This is a genomic window from Pseudomonas sp. SJZ078 (assembly GCF_007828255.1).
Classification (GTDB): domain Bacteria; phylum Pseudomonadota; class Gammaproteobacteria; order Pseudomonadales; family Pseudomonadaceae; genus Aquipseudomonas.
In genome coordinates this window covers 176,292-195,626 of the sequence record NZ_VIUG01000004.1, presented here as the reverse complement: position 1 = coordinate 195,626, position 19,335 = coordinate 176,292, and the positions used below count along the sequence as shown (strand labels likewise).

General features: G+C 62.1%; 17 protein-coding genes. 14 read left to right on the top strand and 3 right to left on the bottom strand.

Features of this window, described 5'->3' with window-relative positions; genetic code table 11:
- Window positions 1-182 precede the first annotated feature (182 nt).
- The 6 genes from FBY02_RS06225 (at window position 183) to FBY02_RS06200 (ending at window position 6,073) form a co-directional block, all read left to right on the top strand.
- Window positions 183-929: an amino acid ABC transporter permease gene (locus tag FBY02_RS06225; protein ID WP_144924735.1), complete on the top strand. Its 747-nt coding sequence runs from the start codon at window positions 183-185 to the stop codon at window positions 927-929.
- Window positions 929-1,600 (top strand): amino acid ABC transporter permease, encoded by a 672-nt coding sequence (locus tag FBY02_RS06220; RefSeq protein ID WP_041020253.1) that lies wholly within the window; start codon window positions 929-931, stop codon window positions 1,598-1,600. The genes FBY02_RS06225 and FBY02_RS06220 overlap by 1 nt, the downstream gene beginning before the upstream one ends.
- Window positions 1,597-2,331, top strand: coding sequence for an amino acid ABC transporter ATP-binding protein (locus tag FBY02_RS06215; protein ID WP_024779491.1), 735 nt, complete (start codon window positions 1,597-1,599; stop codon window positions 2,329-2,331). The genes FBY02_RS06220 and FBY02_RS06215 overlap by 4 nt, the downstream gene beginning before the upstream one ends.
- 159 nt (window positions 2,332-2,490) lie before the next feature.
- A complete protein-coding gene (locus FBY02_RS06210; RefSeq protein WP_144924732.1) occupies window positions 2,491-4,392 on the top strand; it encodes a sensor histidine kinase in 1,902 nt (633 codons plus the stop codon).
- The gene (locus FBY02_RS06205) at window positions 4,389-5,717 is read left to right on the top strand and encodes a sigma-54 dependent transcriptional regulator (RefSeq protein ID WP_144924729.1); all 1,329 of its coding nucleotides are present in this window, start codon (window positions 4,389-4,391) and stop codon (window positions 5,715-5,717) included. Before FBY02_RS06210 ends, FBY02_RS06205 begins: the two co-directional genes overlap by 4 nt.
- Window positions 5,718-5,743: 26 nt before the next feature.
- Window positions 5,744-6,073 carry a GlpM family protein gene (locus FBY02_RS06200; protein WP_178111831.1) on the top strand — a complete coding sequence of 110 codons (330 nt, stop codon included), beginning with the start codon at window positions 5,744-5,746 and terminating at the stop codon, window positions 6,071-6,073.
- A gap of 122 nt (window positions 6,074-6,195) precedes the next feature.
- Here FBY02_RS06200 and FBY02_RS06195 read toward each other — a convergent pair whose 3' ends face one another.
- The gene (locus tag FBY02_RS06195; protein ID WP_144924723.1) at window positions 6,196-6,810 is read right to left on the bottom strand and encodes an NAD(P)-dependent oxidoreductase; all 615 of its coding nucleotides are present in this window, start codon (window positions 6,808-6,810) and stop codon (window positions 6,196-6,198) included.
- A 94-nt stretch (window positions 6,811-6,904) separates the two neighbouring features.
- A complete protein-coding gene (locus FBY02_RS06190) occupies window positions 6,905-7,783 on the bottom strand; it encodes an MBL fold metallo-hydrolase (RefSeq protein WP_144924720.1) in 879 nt (292 codons plus the stop codon).
- A 112-nt stretch (window positions 7,784-7,895) separates the two neighbouring features.
- On the opposite strand from FBY02_RS06190, the gene FBY02_RS06185 reads away from it, so the two are divergent.
- The 8 genes from FBY02_RS06185 (at window position 7,896) to FBY02_RS06150 (ending at window position 17,923) form a co-directional block, all read left to right on the top strand.
- Window positions 7,896-8,801 (top strand): LysR family transcriptional regulator, encoded by a 906-nt coding sequence (locus tag FBY02_RS06185; protein ID WP_144924717.1) that lies wholly within the window; start codon window positions 7,896-7,898, stop codon window positions 8,799-8,801.
- A 110-nt stretch (window positions 8,802-8,911) separates the two neighbouring features.
- The gene (locus FBY02_RS06180; RefSeq protein WP_144924714.1) at window positions 8,912-10,420 is read left to right on the top strand and encodes a sigma-54-dependent transcriptional regulator; all 1,509 of its coding nucleotides are present in this window, start codon (window positions 8,912-8,914) and stop codon (window positions 10,418-10,420) included.
- Between the two features lie 424 nt (window positions 10,421-10,844).
- Window positions 10,845-11,228: a glycine cleavage system protein GcvH gene (gene gcvH, locus FBY02_RS06175; RefSeq protein ID WP_144924712.1), complete on the top strand. Its 384-nt coding sequence runs from the start codon at window positions 10,845-10,847 to the stop codon at window positions 11,226-11,228.
- Window positions 11,229-11,238: 10 nt separating this feature from the next.
- Window positions 11,239-14,088 carry an aminomethyl-transferring glycine dehydrogenase gene (gene gcvP / locus FBY02_RS06170; protein WP_144924709.1) on the top strand — a complete coding sequence of 950 codons (2,850 nt, stop codon included), beginning with the start codon at window positions 11,239-11,241 and terminating at the stop codon, window positions 14,086-14,088.
- Between the two features lie 108 nt (window positions 14,089-14,196).
- Window positions 14,197-15,573 (top strand): L-serine ammonia-lyase, encoded by a 1,377-nt coding sequence (locus tag FBY02_RS06165; RefSeq protein WP_144924706.1) that lies wholly within the window; start codon window positions 14,197-14,199, stop codon window positions 15,571-15,573.
- A 35-nt stretch (window positions 15,574-15,608) separates the two neighbouring features.
- Complete coding sequence (gene gcvT / locus FBY02_RS06160; RefSeq protein WP_144924703.1) at window positions 15,609-16,733, top strand: glycine cleavage system aminomethyltransferase GcvT; 1,125 nt, start codon at window positions 15,609-15,611, stop codon at window positions 16,731-16,733.
- Between the two features lie 395 nt (window positions 16,734-17,128).
- Window positions 17,129-17,341, top strand: a complete 213-nt coding sequence (locus FBY02_RS06155; RefSeq protein ID WP_040070294.1) for a cold-shock protein — start codon at window positions 17,129-17,131, stop codon at window positions 17,339-17,341.
- A 93-nt stretch (window positions 17,342-17,434) separates the two neighbouring features.
- Entirely contained in the window at window positions 17,435-17,923 is a 489-nt protein-coding gene (locus FBY02_RS06150; RefSeq protein WP_144924700.1) for an RDD family protein, read from the top strand.
- A 123-nt stretch (window positions 17,924-18,046) separates the two neighbouring features.
- Here the strand turns inward: FBY02_RS06150 and nadA are convergent, their stop codons facing one another.
- Window positions 18,047-19,105: a quinolinate synthase NadA gene (gene nadA, locus FBY02_RS06140; RefSeq protein WP_024779477.1), complete on the bottom strand. Its 1,059-nt coding sequence runs from the start codon at window positions 19,103-19,105 to the stop codon at window positions 18,047-18,049.
- Window positions 19,106-19,335: the final 230 nt, after the last annotated feature.

Genomic DNA, 19,335 nt, shown 5'->3' with positions numbered 1-19,335 from the left:
TAACCTTATCTCCTGAAGGGGCCCGGCCCTTTCAGGGGATGGTCACTCCCAGCTGACAATAAGGAAACACTCGAACCGGTGGCTGTCGAGCCGGTCGCGTGTGCCTGGCCTTCAAGGCCGGGCGGGAACGGAGCTTCCCCAGACGGGCATCTGTACATCGAACGATCTGAGGGGAGACCCTAATGAATTACAACTGGGACTGGGGCGTATTCTTCAAGTCCACCGGTGTGGGCAGCGAGACCTATCTCGACTGGTACATCGCCGGCCTGGGCTGGACCATCGCCATCGCCGTCGTGGCCTGGATCATCGCCCTGCTGCTGGGCTCGATCCTGGGCGTGATGCGCACCGTGCCGAACCGGCTGGTGTCGGGTATTGCCACCTGCTACGTGGAGCTTTTCCGTAACGTGCCCTTGCTGGTGCAGCTGTTCATCTGGTACTTCCTGGTGCCCGACCTGCTGCCCGCCGATATCCAGGAATGGTACAAGCAGGACCTGAACCCGACCACCTCGGCCTACCTGAGCGTCGTCGTGTGCCTGGGCCTGTTCACCGCCGCCCGGGTCTGCGAGCAAGTGCGCACCGGTATCCAGGCGCTGCCACGCGGCCAGGAATCCGCGGCCCGGGCCATGGGCTTCAAGCTGCCGCAGATCTACTGGAACGTGCTGCTGCCACAGGCCTACCGGATCATCATTCCGCCGCTCACCTCGGAATTCCTCAACGTCTTCAAGAACTCCTCCGTGGCCTCGCTGATCGGCCTGATGGAACTGCTCGCGCAGACCAAGCAGACCGCCGAGTTCTCCGCCAACCTGTTCGAAGCCTTCACCCTGGCGACACTGATCTACTTCACCCTGAACATGAGCCTGATGTTGCTCATGCGCATGGTCGAAAAGAAAGTCGCGGTGCCCGGCCTCATCTCCGTGGGGGGTAAATAATGGAATTCGATTTCAGTGGTGTCGTCCCGGCCATTCCCGGCCTGTGGAACGGCATGGTAATGACCCTCAAGCTGATGGTCCTCGGCGTGGTCGGCGGCATCGTCCTGGGCACGATCCTGGCGTTGATGCGCTTGTCCCACAACAAGTTGCTGTCCAACATCGCCGGCGCCTACGTCAACTACTTCCGCTCGATCCCGCTGCTGCTGGTAATCACCTGGTTCTACCTGGCGGTGCCGTTCGTGCTGCGCTGGATCACCGGCGAAGACACGCCAATCGGGGCGTTCGGCTCTTGCGTCGTGGCGTTCATGATGTTCGAAGCCGCGTACTTCTGCGAAATCGTACGGGCCGGCGTGCAGTCGATCCCCAAGGGCCAGATGGGCGCCGCCCAGGCGCTGGGAATGAATTATGGCCAGACCATGCGCCTGATCATCCTGCCCCAGGCGTTTCGCAAGATGACCCCGTTGTTGCTGCAACAGAGCATCATCCTGTTTCAGGACACCTCGCTGGTGTACACCGTCGGCCTGGTGGACTTCCTCAATGCTTCGCGGGCCAATGGCGACATCATCGGCCGCTCCAATGAGTTCCTGATCGTCGCAGGTCTCGTGTACTTCACAATCAGCTTTGCCGCCTCGCTGCTGGTCAAGCGTCTGCAAAAAAGGTTCGCCGTATGATCTCTATCAAGAACATCAACAAGTGGTATGGGGACTTCCAGGTACTGACCAATTGCAGCACCGAGGTCAGCAAAGGTGAGGTGGTGGTGGTATGCGGGCCGTCGGGTTCGGGCAAGTCCACCCTGATCAAGTGCGTGAACGCCCTGGAGCCGTTCCAGAAAGGCGACATCGTCGTCGACGGCACGTCCATCGCCGACCCGAAGACCAACCTGCCAAAACTGCGTTCGCGGGTGGGCATGGTGTTCCAGCACTTCGAACTGTTCCCGCACCTGACCATCACCGAGAACCTGACCATCGCGCAGATCAAGGTGCTGGGTCGCAGCAAGGAAGAAGCCACCAAGAAAGGCTTGCAGTTGCTCGATCGGGTCGGCCTCTCCGCGCACGCCCACAAGCATCCGGGACAGCTCTCCGGCGGCCAGCAACAGCGCGTGGCGATTGCTCGTGCGCTGGCGATGGACCCAGTGGTCATGCTGTTTGACGAACCAACGTCGGCCCTCGACCCGGAAATGGTCAACGAAGTGCTCGACGTGATGGTGCAACTGGCCCACGAAGGCATGACCATGATGTGCGTGACCCACGAAATGGGCTTCGCCCGTAAAGTGGCGAACCGGGTGATCTTCATGGACCAGGGCCAGATCATCGAAGACTGCCCGAAGGAGGAGTTCTTCGGCGACATCAGCGCCCGCTCCGAACGTGCGCAGCACTTCCTTGAGAAAATCCTGCAGCACTAAAAGCTCCACCCTTCTCTGTGGGAGCGGGCTTGCTCGCGAATAGGGCAGCACATTCAACCTCATGTGGCTGACACACCGATTTCGCGAGCAAGCCCGCTCCCACATAGGGGTTGGAGTTGGCTTGTAGATTTGTGTTGTGGTTGACCCAAGGCTTCTGTGATGAAATGCGACCCCACCCTCTATCGCGCGACGCCGCCATCACTTGCCGTGAAACCCCGTCTGATCCGCCATCTGTTCCTGCCGCCGTTGATCATCGCGCTGACGATCGGCCTGGGTTACCTTGGTTTCTGGATCAGCGAGCACTATGGCATTCGCGGTCTCGCCGAAAATGGCGAGCGCCAGTTGGAGTTGCATGCCCGCGCCGTCGAGAGCGAGATCAGCAAGTACACCTACCTGCCCAGCCTGCTGGAGCTTGAATCCAGCGTCTCGCAACTGCTCGACGACCCGACACCGGAACATCGCAAGACCGTCAATGAATACCTCGAAGGCCTGAACCGCCGCAGCCTCAGCCGGGCCATCTACGTGATGGACACCACCGGGCGGGTCATGGCCACCAGCAACTGGCGCGACGTCGACAGCTACCTGGGTGAAGACCTGTCCTTCCGCGCCTACTTCCAGAACGCCGTTCGCGGCCAGCCGGGACGCTTCTACGGCATCGGCAGCACCAATGGCGAACCAGGCTATTACCTGGCCCATGGTCTCGAACAACAGGGCAAGATCATCGGCGTGGCCGTGGTCAAGGTACGGCTCGAAGCCATGGAGGAGCGCTGGCAACGGGCGCGCCTGGAGGCTTTCGTCAGCGACGAGAACGGCATCATCATCCTCTCCAGCGATCCGGCACGACGGCTCAAATCCGTGCGTCCGCTGAGTGACGACACCAAGGAGCGCCTGGCACGCAGTCTGCAGTATTACTGGTTCCCGCTGAACGAACTGATCCCCCTGGCCCGGGAGCGGCTGACCGAAGGCATGGAGAAACTGACCTTCCCGGCCAACACCGAAGTGGCCGCCGAGAAGCAGGCCATCAGTTACCTTTCGCAGACCCGTCCCCTGAACGACACACCGTGGAATTTCACCCTGCTGACGCCCCTTGAAGACTTGCGTCGCCAGTCAATCAACCAGGGCATCCTGGTGGCCGTGGCCTTCGCCCTGGTGGCGTTCCTGTTGATTGCCTGGAACGAACGGCGCAAGGTCATCGCCACCCGCCTCGCCGCCCGTGAAGCCCTGCAGGAAGCCAACAGCCAGCTCGAGCGTCGGATTACCGAACGCACCACCGACCTGCGGGCCAGCAACGATCGGCTCAAGAGCCAGATCCGCGAACGCCGGCAGGCTGAAGAAACATTGCGCCGGGCCCAGGACGAACTGGTGCAGGCCGGCAAACTGGCGGCCATCGGGCAGATGTCCACCAGCATCGCTCACGAGCTCAACCAGCCGTTGGCCGCCCTGCGCACCTTGTCCGGCAACACCGTGCGCTTCCTGGAGCGCGGCCAGTTGGATACAGCCAGCGCCAACCTGAAGACCATCAACGAACTGATCGATCGCATGGGCCGGATTACCGCCAGCCTGCGTTCCTTCGCCCGGCGCGGGGACGACAAGGGCCGGGCCAGCCTCGGCAAGGCCGTCGAGGCCGCCCTGCAGCTACTGGCCGGTCGCCTTGAAAACCAGGGTGTCCAGGTGCATGCCGGCTTCGATGACATCCAGGTGCAGATCGACCAGACGCGCCTGGAGCAGATCCTGGTGAACCTGATCGGCAACGCCCTCGACGCCATGCAGGACCGACCCGAGCCTCGGCTGTGGCTCGAAGGCCAGGCCCAGGATGGGAAATATCGCCTGCGGGTACGGGATAATGGCCACGGTATCGACCCGGAAACGCGCAAGCATCTGTTCGAACCCTTTTTCACCACCAAACCCGGCGAACAAGGCCTGGGGCTGGGGCTGACGCTCTCGGCGAGCCTGGCCGCCGCCGCTGGCGGGCACCTGGATGTCGAGCACCCGGAAGGCGGTGGCAGCACCTTTGTCCTCAGTTTACCGTTGGTAAGCCCTTTATCTGCCGAGCCGCTATGAACAACGACCTGAGCGTACTGATCGTCGAAGACGATCCCCATGTCCTGCTGGGCTGCCAGCAGGCCCTGGCCCTGGAAGACATTCCCTGTGACGGCGTGGGCAGCGCCGAAGAGGCCCTGGCGCGGGTCGGCGAAGACTTTGCCGGCATCGTCATCAGTGACATCCGCCTGCCGGGCATCGATGGCCTGGAACTGCTGACCCGCCTCAAGGAACGGGACCGCAGCCTGCCGGTGGTGCTGATCACCGGTCACGGCGACATCTCCATGGCAGTGGACGCCATGCAAAAAGGCGCCTACGACTTCATGGAGAAACCCTTCTCCCCCGAACGCCTGGTGGACGTCGCCCGCCGCGCCCTGGAAAAGCGCAGCCTGGCCCGAGAGGTGACTTCGCTGCGCCGGCAACTGGCCGAACGCGACTCCCTGGAAGGGCGGATCATCGGTCGCTCGCCGGCCATGCAGCACTTGCGGGAATTGATCGCCAACGTAGCCGATACTTCGGCCAACGTGCTGATCGAAGGCGAAACCGGTACCGGCAAGGAACTGGTCGCCCGCTGCCTGCATGACTTCAGCCGACGCAACGGCAAACAGTTCGTCGCGCTGAACTGTGGCGGCTTGCCGGAGAACCTGTTCGAAAGCGAGATCTTCGGCCACGAAGCCAATGCCTTCACCGGTGCAGGCAAGCGTCGGATCGGCAAGATCGAGCACGCCGACGGCGGCACGCTGTTTCTCGATGAAGTGGAAAGCATGCCCCTGCCCTTGCAGATCAAGCTGTTGCGCGTCCTGCAGGAGCGCACTCTCGAACGGCTGGGCTCGAACCAGAGCGTGGCCGTGGATTGCCGGGTGATCGCCGCGACCAAGTCCGACCTGGATGAACTGGGTCGGGCCGGACAGTTTCGCAGCGACCTGTATTACCGCCTCAACGTGGTGACCCTGGAACTGCCGCCGCTACGCGAACGGCGGGAAGACATCCTGCAACTGTTCGAGCATTTTCTTCAGCAATCATCCCTGCGCTTCGACCGTACGGCACCGGAGCTGGACAACCAGACCCTGTCCAATCTGATGAGCCACGACTGGCCAGGCAACGTGCGGGAGCTGCGCAACGTTGCCGAACGCTTCGCCCTCGGCTTGCCGGCCTTCAAAAAATCCGGGTCCAGCGGCGCCAGCCAGGGCCTGGCCTTCGCCGAAGCGGTGGAAGCCTTCGAACGCAACCTGTTGGTCGACGCCCTGCAACGCAGCGGTGGCAACCTGACCCAGGCCAGTCAGGAACTGGGGATGGCCAAAACCACGCTGTTCGACAAAGTCAAAAAATATGGCCTGAGCCACTGACCGGGGACGATGAAACTGTGGACCTGATTTTCAAGGCGGCGCTCGGCGCGGCGGTGGTGGTGATCCTGGCGATGCTCGCCAAGACCCGCAACTATTACATCGCCGGGCTGGTGCCGTTGTTCCCCACCTTTGCCCTGATTGCCCATTACATCGTCGGTAAGGGCCGCTCGGTGGAGGACCTGAAGACCACCATCGTGTTTGGCATGTGGTCGATCATTCCGTACTTCGTATATCTGGCGACGCTGTACATCATGGTCGACCGCATGCGCCTCGAGGCTTCACTGGCCGTGGCGGCCGTGGCATGGCTGATGGCGGCGACGGTACTGGTCAGTGTCTGGGTGAAGGTTCACGGCTGATCTGTAAAACCCTGTGGGAGCGGGCTTGCTCGCGAAAGCGGCGTGTCAGTCGACATTTACTTGGCTGACACACCGCCTTCGCGAGCAAGCCCGCTCCCACAGGGGCTCGCGATGGGGCCGGATCAGTAGCCGACGGTGAACCGCGCGCGTGAGAACTGCGGCGCTTCCACTTCATCGATCATTGCAATGGCGTAGTCGGCAAAGCTGATCCAGCTGCGCCCGCTGGCGTCGAACAACAGGTGCTCCTTGCCAAGCCGGAACTGGCCGGTGCGCCCGGTTTCGACGAACTCCGCCGAGGGCGAGAGGAAGGTCCAGTCCAGGTCCTGCTCCTTGCGCAGCACGTCCAGGAACAGCGCACCGGCGGTGGCTTCGGCGAGGTATTGCTCAGGAAAACCCTCGCTGTCGATCACCCGACTGTTGTCCGGCAGCAGCAACGAGCCGGCACCGCCCACCACCAGCAAGCGCTTGACCCCGGCAGCCTTGAGCGGAGCGATCACCTTGTCGGCCGGGACGGTGGCGAAGTGGGCGGCGCTGATGACCACGTCGTGGCCGGCGACCGCTGCGGTCAACGCTTCGCTGTCCAATACATCCAGTTGCTTGCTGGTCACCCCGGCCCTTTCCCCGATTTTCGCGGTGTTACGAGCGATGGCTGTCACGCTGTGACCGCGACGCAGGGCCTCTTCCATCAGTTGGCTGCCGGCACGACCGGTAGCACCGATGATTGCGATTTTGCTCATGGTGTTCTCCTGTGATTATCAATGTTTGAAAGCTTGCTTTTTGGCGAGGGGATTTATCCCTCGCCACAACCGGGTTACAACCGGAAATCGGGCTTCACCACTTCATCTCCCCCTTGGCCACTTTGGCACTGAGCTCCAGAGAGCTGTCTTCACCCAGGCTCGGGAAGCGTTGCTTCATCGCGGCGATAAGGGCAGCGGAGTCTTTGGCGCGGGTGGTTTCTTCGTCGAAGGCCTGGATGTAGGCGGCGGTGAATTTGACCGACGTCAGCGAACGCTCGCTCTCGCCCAGGTAATGGCCCGGAATCACCATGCGCGGTTGCAACTTCTCAATGCCGGCCAGTATCGCCAGCCAGTCCTTATGGGATTGCGGCGTCTGGGTATCGGCCATCCAGACATGAATATTCTCGGCCACCACCACACCGCCGACTACGGCCTTGATCGATGGAATCCACAGAAAACTGCGGTCCGGTTGTGGACCGTCGAGGCCGACGACCTGCAAGCGCTGGCCTTCCAGCATCAGGCTGTCGCCCTTGAGTACCTGGGGCACGACCGCCTTGGCCGGTGCGTCGGCCTTCAGGATCGGCCCCCAGTATTGAAGCTTGCCGTCGACGGTCTGTTTGATGTGCTCGACGGTTGGCGCAGACGCCAGCACCTTGGCTTCCGGGAACGCGGCGGTCAGGGTTTCCAGGCCGAAATAGTAGTCCGGGTCGCCATGGCTGATATAAATCGCGGTCAATCGCTTGCCGCTGGCACGGATTTTCTGCGCCACCTGCTCAGCCTGGGATTTGCCGAATTGGGCATCCACCAGAATCGCCTCCTTTGCGCCGCTGACCAGTACCGAGGTCACTGGGAACACCGCTGCCTCGCCAGGATTGTAGACGTCGAGGGTAAGGTCGGCGGCCCAGGCGTGGGCCGCGAAGACCAAGCCGGCAGTCGCCAGCAACAGGCGCTTGAGTGAGGTGCTTGCGGTCATGCTGTGCTCCGTTGTCGATTGGCCCGAAGGCAATGAAACGGAGCTTAGTCACCTGATTCGCTCCAAAAAATGCGATGCTACGACATAGTTTGTTTCTGAAATCGGGCAAATCATGGATCGTCTACAAGCAATGCGGGTGTTTATCACCGTGGTGGACCTGGGCAGCCAATCGGCGGCGGCCGATTATCTGGAGCTGTCGCGGCCGGTAGTGTCGCGGTATCTGGCGGAACTGGAGGATTGGATCGGTGCCCGGCTGATGCACCGAACCACCCGCAAGCTGAGCCTGACGGCCGCCGGCATCGAAACATTGCCACGCTGCCGGCAAATGCTGGAGCTGTCCAGCGATATGCAGGCGGCCGTCAGTGCACCGGACGACGCCCCACGGGGCATGTTGCGCATCAGTTCCAGCACCTCGTTCGGCCAGGCCCAGTTGGCAACGGCCATCACCGAGTATGTCACCCGTTATCCGGGAGTGAGCGTCGACCTGCAAATGCTCGATCGCATCGTGAACCTGGTAGATGAGCGCATCGACCTGGCGATCCGCATGAGCTACGACCTGGACCCCAGCCTGATCGCCAGGCGCCTCACCGTCTGCCGCTCGGTGATCTGTGCCTCGCCCAGCTATCTGCGCGAACACCCGGCACCGCAACGGGTCGAGGACCTGAGCCGGCACAATTGCCTGACCCATTCCTACGTGGGAAAGAGCCTCTGGCATTTCGAGCAGGACGGCGAGCAGGTCGCGGTGCCGGTGCAGGGCAATATCAGCGGCAACGACGCCAGTACCCTGCTGCGAGCGACCATCGCCGGGGCCGGCGTGGCAATGCTGCCCAGCTACCAGGCCGGCGCCCACATCAAGAGCGGTGAGCTGGTTCGCCTGCTGGCCCACGCCGAACCCCGGCAGATGAACATGTACGCGGTGTACGCATCACGCCGACACATGCCGTCGGCACTGCGCAGCCTGGTGGATTTCCTGGTGGTGAGATTTCCCGAGACGCCGGAGTGGGATATCGGCTTGTAAGCTCCCACAGGGGTACCCAGTGGAGGTCAAGAATAGCGCCAGGATTCCACCAACAGCCCGCCCCAAGGCATACTTGCCACCCTCCGCATTCCAGAACCCGAAACCGCCCCATGCGTATCCACGTCAGTTTCATCGACCGCGTTGGCATCACCCAGGAAGTCCTGGCATTGCTGGGTGGTCGCAATCTCAATCTGGATGCGGTGGAGATGGTACCGCCCAACGTCTACATCGACGCCCCGACCCTCAGCCCACAGGTGCTGGACGAGCTGCGCGAGGCGCTGTTCAGCGTGCGCGGGGTACAATCGGTCACCGTGGTGGACATCCTGCCGGGCCAGCGTCGGCATCTGCAGCTCGATGCGTTGCTGGCGGCCATGACCGACCCGGTGCTGGCCCTCGACAGCTCCGGCAACGTGTTGCTGGCCAACCCTGCGCTGATTGCCCTGTACGGTCGCGAACCGGCCGGCGAAAGCGTAGCCGGGCTGTTCGGGGACGAGGCGCTGTTGGATACCCTGGTGGAGAATGGCTTTCGCTTGCCGCTGCGAGAAATCACCCTCAATGGCCAGACCTGGTTGCTGGACGCCATGCCCATCACCGACGCCGGCGCGTTGCTCACGCTGTACCAGCCGAACCGCATCGGCGAACGCTTGTCGGCGCTGCACCACGACCATGCCGAAGGTTTTGATGCGCTGCTTGGCGACTCCCCGGCGATCCGCTCCCTCAAGGCCAGGGCGAAAAGGGTTGCCGCGCTGGATGCTCCGCTGCTGATCCAAGGAGAAACCGGCACCGGCAAAGAGCTGGTAGCCCGGGCCTGCCATGCCATCAGTGCGCGGCACGGTGCACCGTTCCTGGCCCTGAACTGCGCCGCGCTGCCGGAGAACCTGGCCGAAAGCGAACTGTTCGGTTACGCCCCCGGCGCCTTTACCGGTGCACAACGGGGCGGTAAACCGGGGCTGATGGAACTGGCGAACCAGGGTACGGTGTTCCTGGATGAAATCGGCGAAATGTCGCCGTACCTGCAAGCCAAGCTGCTGCGCTTCCTCAACGACGGCAGCTTCCGCCGGGTCGGCGGCGACCGGGAAATCAAGGTCAACGTGCGGATTCTCAGCGCGACCCATCGCAACCTGGAGAAAATGGTCAACGAAGGTTCGTTCCGCGAAGACCTGTTCTATCGCCTGAACGTGCTCAACGTCGAGGTCCCGCCACTGCGTGAGCGCGGCCAGGACATCCTCCTGCTGGCCCGGCATTTCATGCAACAGGCCTGCGCCCAGATCCAGCGCCCGGTCTGTCGCCTCGCCCCCGGCACCTATCCGGCGTTGCTGGGCAACCGCTGGCCCGGTAACGTGCGACAACTGCAAAACGTGATCTTCCGTGCCGCGGCCATCTGCGAGAGCAGCCTGGTGGACATCGGCGATCTGGACATCGCCGGTACCTCCGTCGCGCGACAAGGCGATGTGGACGTCGAAAGCCTGGAACAGGCCGTGGAAACCTTCGAAAAACATCTGCTCGAAAGCCTCTACGTCAACTACCCCTCCACCCGTCAACTCGCCAGCCGCCTGCAAACCTCCCACACAGCGATTGCTCATCGGCTGCGCAAGTATGGGATTCCCAACAAGCCGTAGCCGCATCACCTTCCACTGTGGGAGCGGGCTTGCTCGCGAATGCGGTTGCCAGTCGATATGTGATTACCTGACACACCGCATTCCCGAGCAAGCCCGCTCCCACAGGGACGGTGCGCGCCTGAACCCATACAAAAACGACCTCTATCTGTACTGAAAGCGCTACAGTGGAACGCTATCGCTACAGCCTACGGTAAGCTGCGCCGGATAAGGCTTTGATCCCGCAATCATTTTCTCCAAGCGCGCAGCTGTAGCGATTTCACTACAGATGCGGTTGCCCGAGTCGCACCTAATTCAATTAAGTCATTGATCTGTAAGCAATTATCAACATTGGCCGCATTCTTGCTATGGGTATTTACATATGGCCGGGCCAAGCCCCCGCGCCTTTCTTCGCGTCCACCAGACGAATCTGGCCCCAGGAGTTCCCATGAGCGAGTTGCGTTTCACTGAAGATCACGAATGGCTGCGCGCCGAAGCCGATGGCAGCGTCACAGTCGGCATCACCGCGTTTGCACAGAACGCTTTGGGCGATGTGGTCTATGTTCAGTTACCGGAACTGAAAACCTACGCCAAGGGTGACGAAGCCTCTACCGTGGAATCGGTGAAGGCCGCCAGCGGTGTCTACATGCCGCTGAACGGTGACGTGCTGGAAGTCAACCCGGCCCTGGAAAGCAATCCTGAACTGGTCAACGAAGATCCGCTGGGCGAAGGCTGGTTTTTCCGTTTCAAGCCAGCCAATGCCGCTGAAGTTGGCCAACTGCTGGATCAGGACGCCTATGACCGCCTGATCAAAGCCAACGCCGAAGCCTGAGGAGCGCCACATGACCGTTAATCTGGGCACCGCCAACGAATTCATCGCCCGTCATATCGGCCCACGGGCCAGCGACGAGCAAGCCATGCTCGAGCGCCTGGGCTACGACTCCCTGGAAGCCCTGAGCGCCAGCGTCATCCCTGAGAGCATCAAGGGAACCAGCGTGCTGGAGATGGGGGACGGTCAGAGCGAAGCCGATGCACTGGCCTCGATCAAGGCCATCGCCGCCAAGAACAAACTGTTCAAGACCTACATCGGCCAGGGCTACTACAACTGCCACACGCCGGCCCCGATTCTGCGTAACCTGCTGGAAAACCCAGCCTGGTACACCGCCTACACGCCGTACCAACCGGAAATTTCCCAGGGTCGTCTCGAAGCGCTGCTGAACTTCCAGACCCTGATCAGCGACCTCACCGGCCTGCCGATCGCTAACGCTTCTTTGCTCGACGAAGCCACCGCCGCCGCCGAAGCCATGACCTTCTGCAAGCGCCTGAGCAAGAACAAGGGCAGCAATGCCTTCTTCGCATCCGGCCATTGCCACCCACAGACCCTCGACGTGCTGCGCACCCGTGCCGAGCCCTTGGGCATCGACGTGGTAGTCGGCGACGAACGCGAGCTGACCGATGCCAGCCCGTTCTTCGGCGCGCTGTTGCAATACCCGGCCAGTAACGGCGACCTGTTCGACTACCGCGAACTGACCGAACGCTTCCACGCCGCCAACGCCCTGGTGGCCGTTGCCGCGGACCTGCTGGCCCTGACCCTGCTGACCCCGCCGGGCGAATTCGGCGCCGACGTGGCCATCGGCAGCGCTCAACGCTTCGGCGTACCGCTGGGTTTCGGCGGCCCACACGCGGCGTACTTCTCCACCAAGGATGCCTTCAAGCGCGACATGCCGGGCCGCCTGGTCGGTGTTTCCGTGGACCGTTTCGGCAAGCCGGCCCTGCGCCTGGCGATGCAGACCCGCGAGCAACACATCCGTCGCGAGAAAGCCACGAGCAACATCTGCACCGCCCAGGTGTTGCTGGCCAACATCGCCAGCATGTACGCCGTGTACCACGGCCCCAAGGGCCTGGTGCAAATTGCCAATCGTATCCACCACCTGACCGCGATCCTCGCCAAGGGCCTGGGCGCGCTGGGCCTGAGCGTCGAGCAAGAGAGCTTCTTCGACACCCTGACCCTGCACACCGGCGCGCAAACCGCTGCCCTGCACGACCAGGCCCGCGCCCAACGCATCAACCTGCGTGTGGTGGACGCGGAACGCCTGGGCCTGTCCCTGGACGAAACCACCTGCCAGGCCGACATCGAAACCCTGTGGGCGCTGCTGGCCGGCGGCAAGGCCCTGCCAGACTTCACCGCGCTGGCCGCCACCGTACAAAGCCGCATCCCGGCCGAGCTGGTGCGCCAATCGGCGATCCTCAGCCACCCGGTGTTCAACCGCTACCACTCCGAAACCGAGCTGATGCGCTACCTGCGTAAGCTCGCTGACAAGGACCTGGCCCTGGATCGCACCATGATCCCGCTGGGTTCCTGCACCATGAAACTCAACGCCGCCAGCGAAATGATCCCGGTGACCTGGGCCGAATTCGGCGCCCTGCACCCATTCGCCCCGGCTGAGCAGAGCGCCGGTTACCAGCAGTTGACCGATGAACTGGAAGCCATGCTTTGCGCTGCCACCGGCTACGACGCGGTGTCGCTGCAACCCAACGCTGGTTCCCAGGGTGAATACGCCGGCCTGCTGGCGATCCGCGCCTATCACCAGAGCCGTGGCGAAGACCGTCGCGACATCTGCCTGATCCCTTCGTCGGCCCACGGCACCAACCCGGCCACCGCCAACATGGCCGGCATGCGCGTGGTGGTCACCGCCTGCGATGCCCGTGGCAACGTCGACATCGAAGACCTGCGGGCCAAGGCCATCGAGCACCGCGAACACCTCGCTGCGCTGATGATCACCTATCCGTCCACCCACGGTGTGTTCGAGGAAGGCATCCGCGAAATCTGCGGCATCATCCATGACAACGGCGGCCAGGTGTACATCGACGGCGCCAACATGAACGCCATGGTCGGCCTCTGTGCGCCAGGCAAGTTCGGCGGAGACGTGTCGCACCTGAACCTGCACAAGACCTTCTGCATTCCCCACGGCGGTGGCGGCCCGGGCGTCGGCCCGATTGGCGTCAAGTCGCACCTGGCGCCGTTCCTGCCGGGCCATGCCAACATGGCGCGCAAGGAAGGCGCGGTGTGTGCGGCGCCGTTCGGCAGCGCGAGCATCCTGCCGATCACCTGGATGTACATCCGCATGATGGGTGGCGCCGGCCTCAAGCGTGCTTCGCAACTGGCGATCCTCAATGCCAACTACATCGCCCGTCGCCTGGAAGAGCATTATCCGGTGCTCTACACCGGCAGCAACGGCCTGGTGGCCCACGAGTGCATCCTCGACCTGCGCCCGCTCAAGGACAGCAGCGGCATCAGCGTCGATGACGTGGCCAAGCGCCTGATCGACTTCGGTTTCCATGCCCCGACCATGTCGTTCCCAGTGGCCGGCACGCTGATGATCGAGCCGACCGAAAGCGAATCCAAAGAAGAACTGGACCGCTTCTGCGACGCCATGATCTGCATCCGCGAAGAAATCCGCGCAGTGGAAAACGGCAGCCTGGACAAGGACGACAACCCGCTGAAAAACGCTCCGCACACCGCGGCGGAAATCGTCGGTGAGTGGACCCACTCCTACAGCCGCGAACAGGCCGTTTACCCGGTCGCGTCGTTGATCGAAGGCAAGTACTGGCCGCCAGTGGGCCGGGTCGACAACGTGTTCGGCGATCGCAACCTGGTCTGCGCCTGCCCGTCGATCGAAAGCTACGCTTAAAGAAGCAGCGGCAAGTGACGAGCCGCAAGCTGCAAGTTAGACCCCACTCTGCTTTTAACTTGCAGCTTGTAGCTTGAAGCTCCTAGCTGCTCCCCCAAGGAGCCTCCTATGTCGTTAAGCGTGTTCGACCTGTTCAAGATCGGTATCGGCCCCTCCAGCTCCCATACGGTCGGCCCGATGCGTGCCGCCGCCCGCTTCGTCGAAGGGCTGCGTCGTGATGACCTGCTCGAGAGCATTACCAGCGTCAAGGTCGAGCTCTACGGCTCTCTCGGTGCCACCGGCAAGGGCCATGGCAGCGACAAGGCTGTGCTGCTGGGCCTGGAAGGCGAACACCCGGATACCGTGGACACCGAAACGGTGACCGCCCGCCTGCAGGCGATCCGCAGCAACGGTCGCTTGAACCTGCTGGGCCAACACCCCATCGAATTCAACGAAAAACTGCACCTGGCGATGATTCGCAAGCCGCTGCCCTTCCATCCAAATGGCATGATCTTCCGCGCCTTCGATGGTGCGGGCCTGCAAGTGCGCAGTCGCGAGTACTACTCGGTGGGCGGCGGTTTCGTCGTCGATGAAGACGCCGCCGGTGCCGACCGTATCGTCGAAGACGCCACGGTCCTGACCTTCCCGTTCAAAAGCGCGAAGGATCTGCTGGGCCATTGCAGTACCTATGGCCTGTCCATCAGCCAGGTGATGCTGACCAACGAAAGCGCCTGGCGCCCCGAAGCCGAAACCCGCGCCGGTCTGCTGAAAATCTGGCAGGTGATGCAGGATTGCGTAGCGGCCGGGTGCCGCAACGAAGGCATCCTGCCGGGCGGGCTGAAGGTCAAGCGACGAGCAGCGGCGCTGCACCGTCAGCTGTGCAAGAACCCTGAAGCGTCGCTGCGCGACCCCTTGTCGGTGCTGGACTGGGTCAACCTGTATGCCCTGGCCGTCAACGAAGAGAACGCCTTTGGCGGGCGCGTCGTCACCGCCCCTACCAACGGCGCGGCGGGGATCATCCCGGCCGTGCTGCATTACTACATGCGCTTCATCCCCGGGGCCAACGAGGACGGCGTGGTGCGGTTCCTGCTGACCGCCGCCGCCATTGGCATCCTGTACAAGGAAAATGCCTCCATTTCCGGTGCCGAGGTCGGTTGTCAGGGTGAAGTCGGCGTCGCCTGTTCCATGGCCGCCGGTGCCTTGTGCGAAGTCCTGGGCGGTACGGTGCAGCAAGTGGAAAACGCCGCCGAAATCGGCATGGAACACAACCTCGGCCTGACCTGCGATCCGATCGGCGGCCTGGTGCAGGTGCCCTGCATCGAACGCAACGCCATGGGCTCGGTGAAAGCCATCAATGCGGTGCGCATGGCCATGCGCGGCGACGGGCATCACTTCGTGTCCCTCGACAAAGTCATCCGCACCATGCGCCAGACCGGCGCCGACATGAAAAGCAAATACAAGGAGACCGCCCGCGGCGGTCTGGCGGTCAACATCATCGAATGCTGATGCGCGCCTCTCTCTTCATTTTTCCCGGAGCTGATATGTCCACCGAACAACTGCTGAAGACCCCGCTACATTCTCTGCACCTGGAACTCGGCGCCCGCATGGTGCCGTTCGCCGGCTACGACATGCCGGTGCAGTACCCATTGGGGGTCATGAAAGAACATCAGCACACCCGTGAACAGGCCGGGCTGTTCGACGTGTCCCACATGGGCCAGATCCGCCTGACCGGCGCGGGCGCCGCCCAGGCCCTGGAAACCCTGGTACCGGTGGACATCATCGATCTGCCAGTGGGCATGCAGCGCTACGCCATGTTCACCAACGCCAATGGCGGCATTCTCGACGACCTGATGGTCGCCAACCTGGGCAACGACGAACTGTTCCTGGTGGTCAACGCGGCGTGCAAGGACCAGGACCTGGCCCATCTGCGCACTCACATCGGCAGCCAGTGCGACATCGAGCCACTGTTCGAGGCCCGCGCCCTGCTCGCCCTGCAAGGCCCGGCGGCCGTTACCGTGCTGGCTCGTCTGGCACCGGACGTGGCGAAAATGACCTTCATGCAGTTCCAGCGCGTTACGCTGCTGGGCGTGGACTGCTTTGTCAGCCGTTCGGGCTACACCGGTGAAGACGGTTTCGAAATCTCCGTGCCCGCTGCCAATGCGGAAAAACTTGCCCGCGCCCTGCTGGCGGAACCGGAAGTCGCCGCCATCGGCCTCGGTGCCCGTGACTCCCTGCGCCTGGAAGCCGGCCTGTGCCTCTACGGCCACGACATGAACACCGAGACGACGCCGGTCGAAGCCAGCCTGCTGTGGGCCATCTCCAAGGTCCGTCGTGCCGACGGTGCCCGCGCAGGTGGCTTCCCGGGCGCTGAAACCGTGTTCGCCCAGCAACACAATGGTGTGAGCCGTAAACGCGTCGGCTTGCTGCCCCAGGAACGCACACCGGTGCGCGAAGGCGCGGAAATCGTCAACGAGGCCGGTGAGATCATCGGTACGGTGTGCAGCGGCGGCTTCGGTCCGACCCTGGGCGGTCCCTTGGCGATGGGTTATCTGGACGCTGCCTATACCGCCCTGGAAACACCAGTCTGGGCCATCGTCCGTGGGAAAAAGGTGCCTTTGCTTGTAAGCAAAATGCCATTCGTTGCACAACGCTACTACCGTGGCTGATTGACTGTTTCTATAAGTAACGCGATTGCGTTATACGTGCACTAATGTGTAACGCAACCGCCATAAAAAGGTGCATTTATTTCCTATTCAACGGTGTTTATATCGTTGGCAAACAATTGAACTCGCCTATCGATTAAGCCCAGGCCAACGAAGCGCATAAATGGCGGCAAGCTGAGGAAAACCGGGCCCTTTAGAGGGGGTTGTTTTTTCATTCGTAGTTGGCGTAGAGTTTGGTCACTGTGTTTGCATGGGTCGCTTGGAATCGTGACCTGGGCAGTAGCCTATGAAGTTCGCTACATCCCGTTCGACGTCTCTTACTTTCCTGCAACCCAGCCCCAGTACTCTTTCCAGTGAAAGAGGCTGTCATCAATTTAAGCGTCAAAGGAAATAAGAAAATGGCTGAGCGTCAGAGCGGTACCGTCAAGTGGTTCAACGACGAAAAGGGTTTTGGTTTTATCACTCCTGAAAGCGGTCCGGATCTGTTCGTACATTTCCGTGCCATCCAGGGCAGCGGCTTCAAAAGCCTGAAGGAAGGCCAGAAGGTCACCTTCGTTGCCGTGCAAGGCCAGAAAGGCATGCAGGCTGACGAGGTTGTCGCCGAAGCCTAAGCTTTCGCGACCCCAAAAGCCCCTGATTGATATCAGGGGCTTTTTTATGGGCGTAAATCCGTAGAATGAGCTTCTTTTTGGTCCGAGGCCGTCATGCCGAAACACCTGCTCACCCCTCAGGGCGACTTCCCTCCCGTCGGCCTGGGTCGTCGCCTGGCGGCGATGTTCTATGACTTTCTGCTGTGCACGGCGTTGCTGATCGTCACCAGTGGCGTCTACAAGATGATCCAGATGGGAATCATCGGCGAAGAGAAAATGCGCGCCCTCACCGAGGCCGGCGCACTGGATGGCGACCCGTTGCTCTCCACCGTGCTGCTGTTCGTACTGTTCGGTTTCTTCGCCAAGTTCTGGACCCACAACGGCCAGACCCTAGGCATGCAGGTGTGGGGCGTCCGCGTACAGAACGCCGATGGCACGGCCATCAGCCTGTGGCAGGCGCTGTTGCGGTTCGTGGTGTCGATTGCCTCATGGCTGCCGGTGGGGCTGGGCTTTCTCTGGTCGTTGTTCGACAAACGCAAGCGCAGCTGGCATGACATCTACTCGGATACGCAATTGGTGCGGATTCCCAAGAAGACCAAGTGATTCACACGTCTCGTTCCCACGCTCTGCGTGGGAATGCAGCCAAGGACGCTCCGCGTCCCAAAGCCGAACGCGGAGCGTCCGTAGAGACATTCCCACGCGGAGCGTGGGAACGAACATCAGGGCTCAGGCATTCCCCGCCAGCTTCATCCGCGCCGCCTGGGTGAAGTCCAGCATGCGCTTGAGCGGGCGAATGGCCTGGGGGATCAACGCCGGGTCGACGAAGATCTCGTTAGTGCCTTCCTGCAGGCTCTTGAGGGTACGCTCCAGGGTATTCATCGCCATCCACGGGCAGTGCGCGCAACTGCGGCAGGCCGCGCCGTTGCCGGCAGTCGGGGCTTCGATGAAGACCTTGTCCGGGCACAGCTGCTGCATCTTGTAGAAGATGCCACGGTCAGTGGCAACGATCAGCGTCTTGTTCGGCAGGCTCTGGGCCGCGGCGATCAGTTGGCTGGTGGAGCCCACGGCGTCCGCCAGTTCGATCACCGAAGTCGGCGACTCCGGGTGCACCAGGATCGCGGCGTCCGGGTACAGGGCCTTCATGTCCTCCAATTGCTTGGACTTGAATTCCTCGTGGACGATGCAGGCGCCGTCCCAGAGCAGCATGTCGGCGCCGGTCTTGCGTTGGATATACGTGCCCAGGTGCTTGTCCGGGCCCCAGATGATCGTCTCGCCGTTGTCCATCAGGCTCTCGACGATTTCCAGCGCACAGCTGGACGTCACCACCCAATCGGCACGGGCCTTGACCGCCGCCGACGTGTTGGCATACACCACCACGGTACGCTCCGGATGCTGGTCGCAGAACGCCGAGAACTCGTCCACCGGGCAACCGAGGTCCAGAGAGCAGGTGGCTTCCAAAGTCGGCATCAACACGCGTTTTTCAGGATTGAGGATCTTGGCGGTCTCGCCCATGAACCGGACCCCGGCCACCACCACGGTCTTGGCCGGGTGGGCATTGCCGAAGCGGGCCATTTCCAGGGAGTCGGACACGCAGCCGCCGGTTTCCTCGGCCAGGGCTTGGATGATCGGGTCACAGTAGAAGTGCGCGACCAGCACCGCGTCCTGAGCCTTGAGCTCGGCGGCGATGGCGGCGCGGTACCAGGCTTCTTGCTCGGCACTCAGCGGCTTGGGCTGTTTGGCGTCGAGGTGAGCCTGGACCAGAAGACGTTCGGAAATTTGGGTCATGTTCGCAAGACCTGCAGGCGCATTTGCGCGAAAGTCGAGTATACACCCGGCTCCGGACCACTCGGGTACCGCCGGGAAAGTGGGTATCAATCAGGCACGGGACAACGTGAAGCCGGCAAGGCTACAGAATATCCTGCCGATGCAAAAGATCATTCTGATCAGTACCTGGCCGGCACGCTCCAACGCCATCAAACACTGCATCGCTGGCGAACGGAGGGGCGAACCAACCT

What these genes read in the sequence shown, in the direction of transcription:
- FBY02_RS06225 (WP_144924735.1), top strand. Translation starts at nt 183, where the DNA reads ATGAATTACAACTGGGACTGGGGCGTATTCTTCAAGTCCACCGGTGTG.
- FBY02_RS06220 (WP_041020253.1), top strand. Translation starts at nt 929, where the DNA reads ATGGAATTCGATTTCAGTGGTGTCGTCCCGGCCATTCCCGGCCTGTGG.
- FBY02_RS06215 (WP_024779491.1), top strand. Translation starts at nt 1,597, where the DNA reads ATGATCTCTATCAAGAACATCAACAAGTGGTATGGGGACTTCCAGGTA.
- FBY02_RS06210 (WP_144924732.1), top strand. Translation starts at nt 2,491, where the DNA reads ATGAAATGCGACCCCACCCTCTATCGCGCGACGCCGCCATCACTTGCC.
- FBY02_RS06205 (WP_144924729.1), top strand. Translation starts at nt 4,389, where the DNA reads ATGAACAACGACCTGAGCGTACTGATCGTCGAAGACGATCCCCATGTC.
- FBY02_RS06195 (WP_144924723.1), bottom strand. Translation starts at nt 6,810, where the DNA reads ATGAGCAAAATCGCAATCATCGGTGCTACCGGTCGTGCCGGCAGCCAA.
- FBY02_RS06190 (WP_144924720.1), bottom strand. Translation starts at nt 7,783, where the DNA reads ATGACCGCAAGCACCTCACTCAAGCGCCTGTTGCTGGCGACTGCCGGC.
- FBY02_RS06185 (WP_144924717.1), top strand. Translation starts at nt 7,896, where the DNA reads ATGGATCGTCTACAAGCAATGCGGGTGTTTATCACCGTGGTGGACCTG.
- FBY02_RS06180 (WP_144924714.1), top strand. Translation starts at nt 8,912, where the DNA reads ATGCGTATCCACGTCAGTTTCATCGACCGCGTTGGCATCACCCAGGAA.
- gcvH (WP_144924712.1), top strand. Translation starts at nt 10,845, where the DNA reads ATGAGCGAGTTGCGTTTCACTGAAGATCACGAATGGCTGCGCGCCGAA.
- gcvP (WP_144924709.1), top strand. Translation starts at nt 11,239, where the DNA reads ATGACCGTTAATCTGGGCACCGCCAACGAATTCATCGCCCGTCATATC.
- FBY02_RS06165 (WP_144924706.1), top strand. Translation starts at nt 14,197, where the DNA reads ATGTCGTTAAGCGTGTTCGACCTGTTCAAGATCGGTATCGGCCCCTCC.
- gcvT (WP_144924703.1), top strand. Translation starts at nt 15,609, where the DNA reads ATGTCCACCGAACAACTGCTGAAGACCCCGCTACATTCTCTGCACCTG.
- FBY02_RS06155 (WP_040070294.1), top strand. Translation starts at nt 17,129, where the DNA reads ATGGCTGAGCGTCAGAGCGGTACCGTCAAGTGGTTCAACGACGAAAAG.
- FBY02_RS06150 (WP_144924700.1), top strand. Translation starts at nt 17,435, where the DNA reads ATGCCGAAACACCTGCTCACCCCTCAGGGCGACTTCCCTCCCGTCGGC.
- nadA (WP_024779477.1), bottom strand. Translation starts at nt 19,105, where the DNA reads ATGACCCAAATTTCCGAACGTCTTCTGGTCCAGGCTCACCTCGACGCC.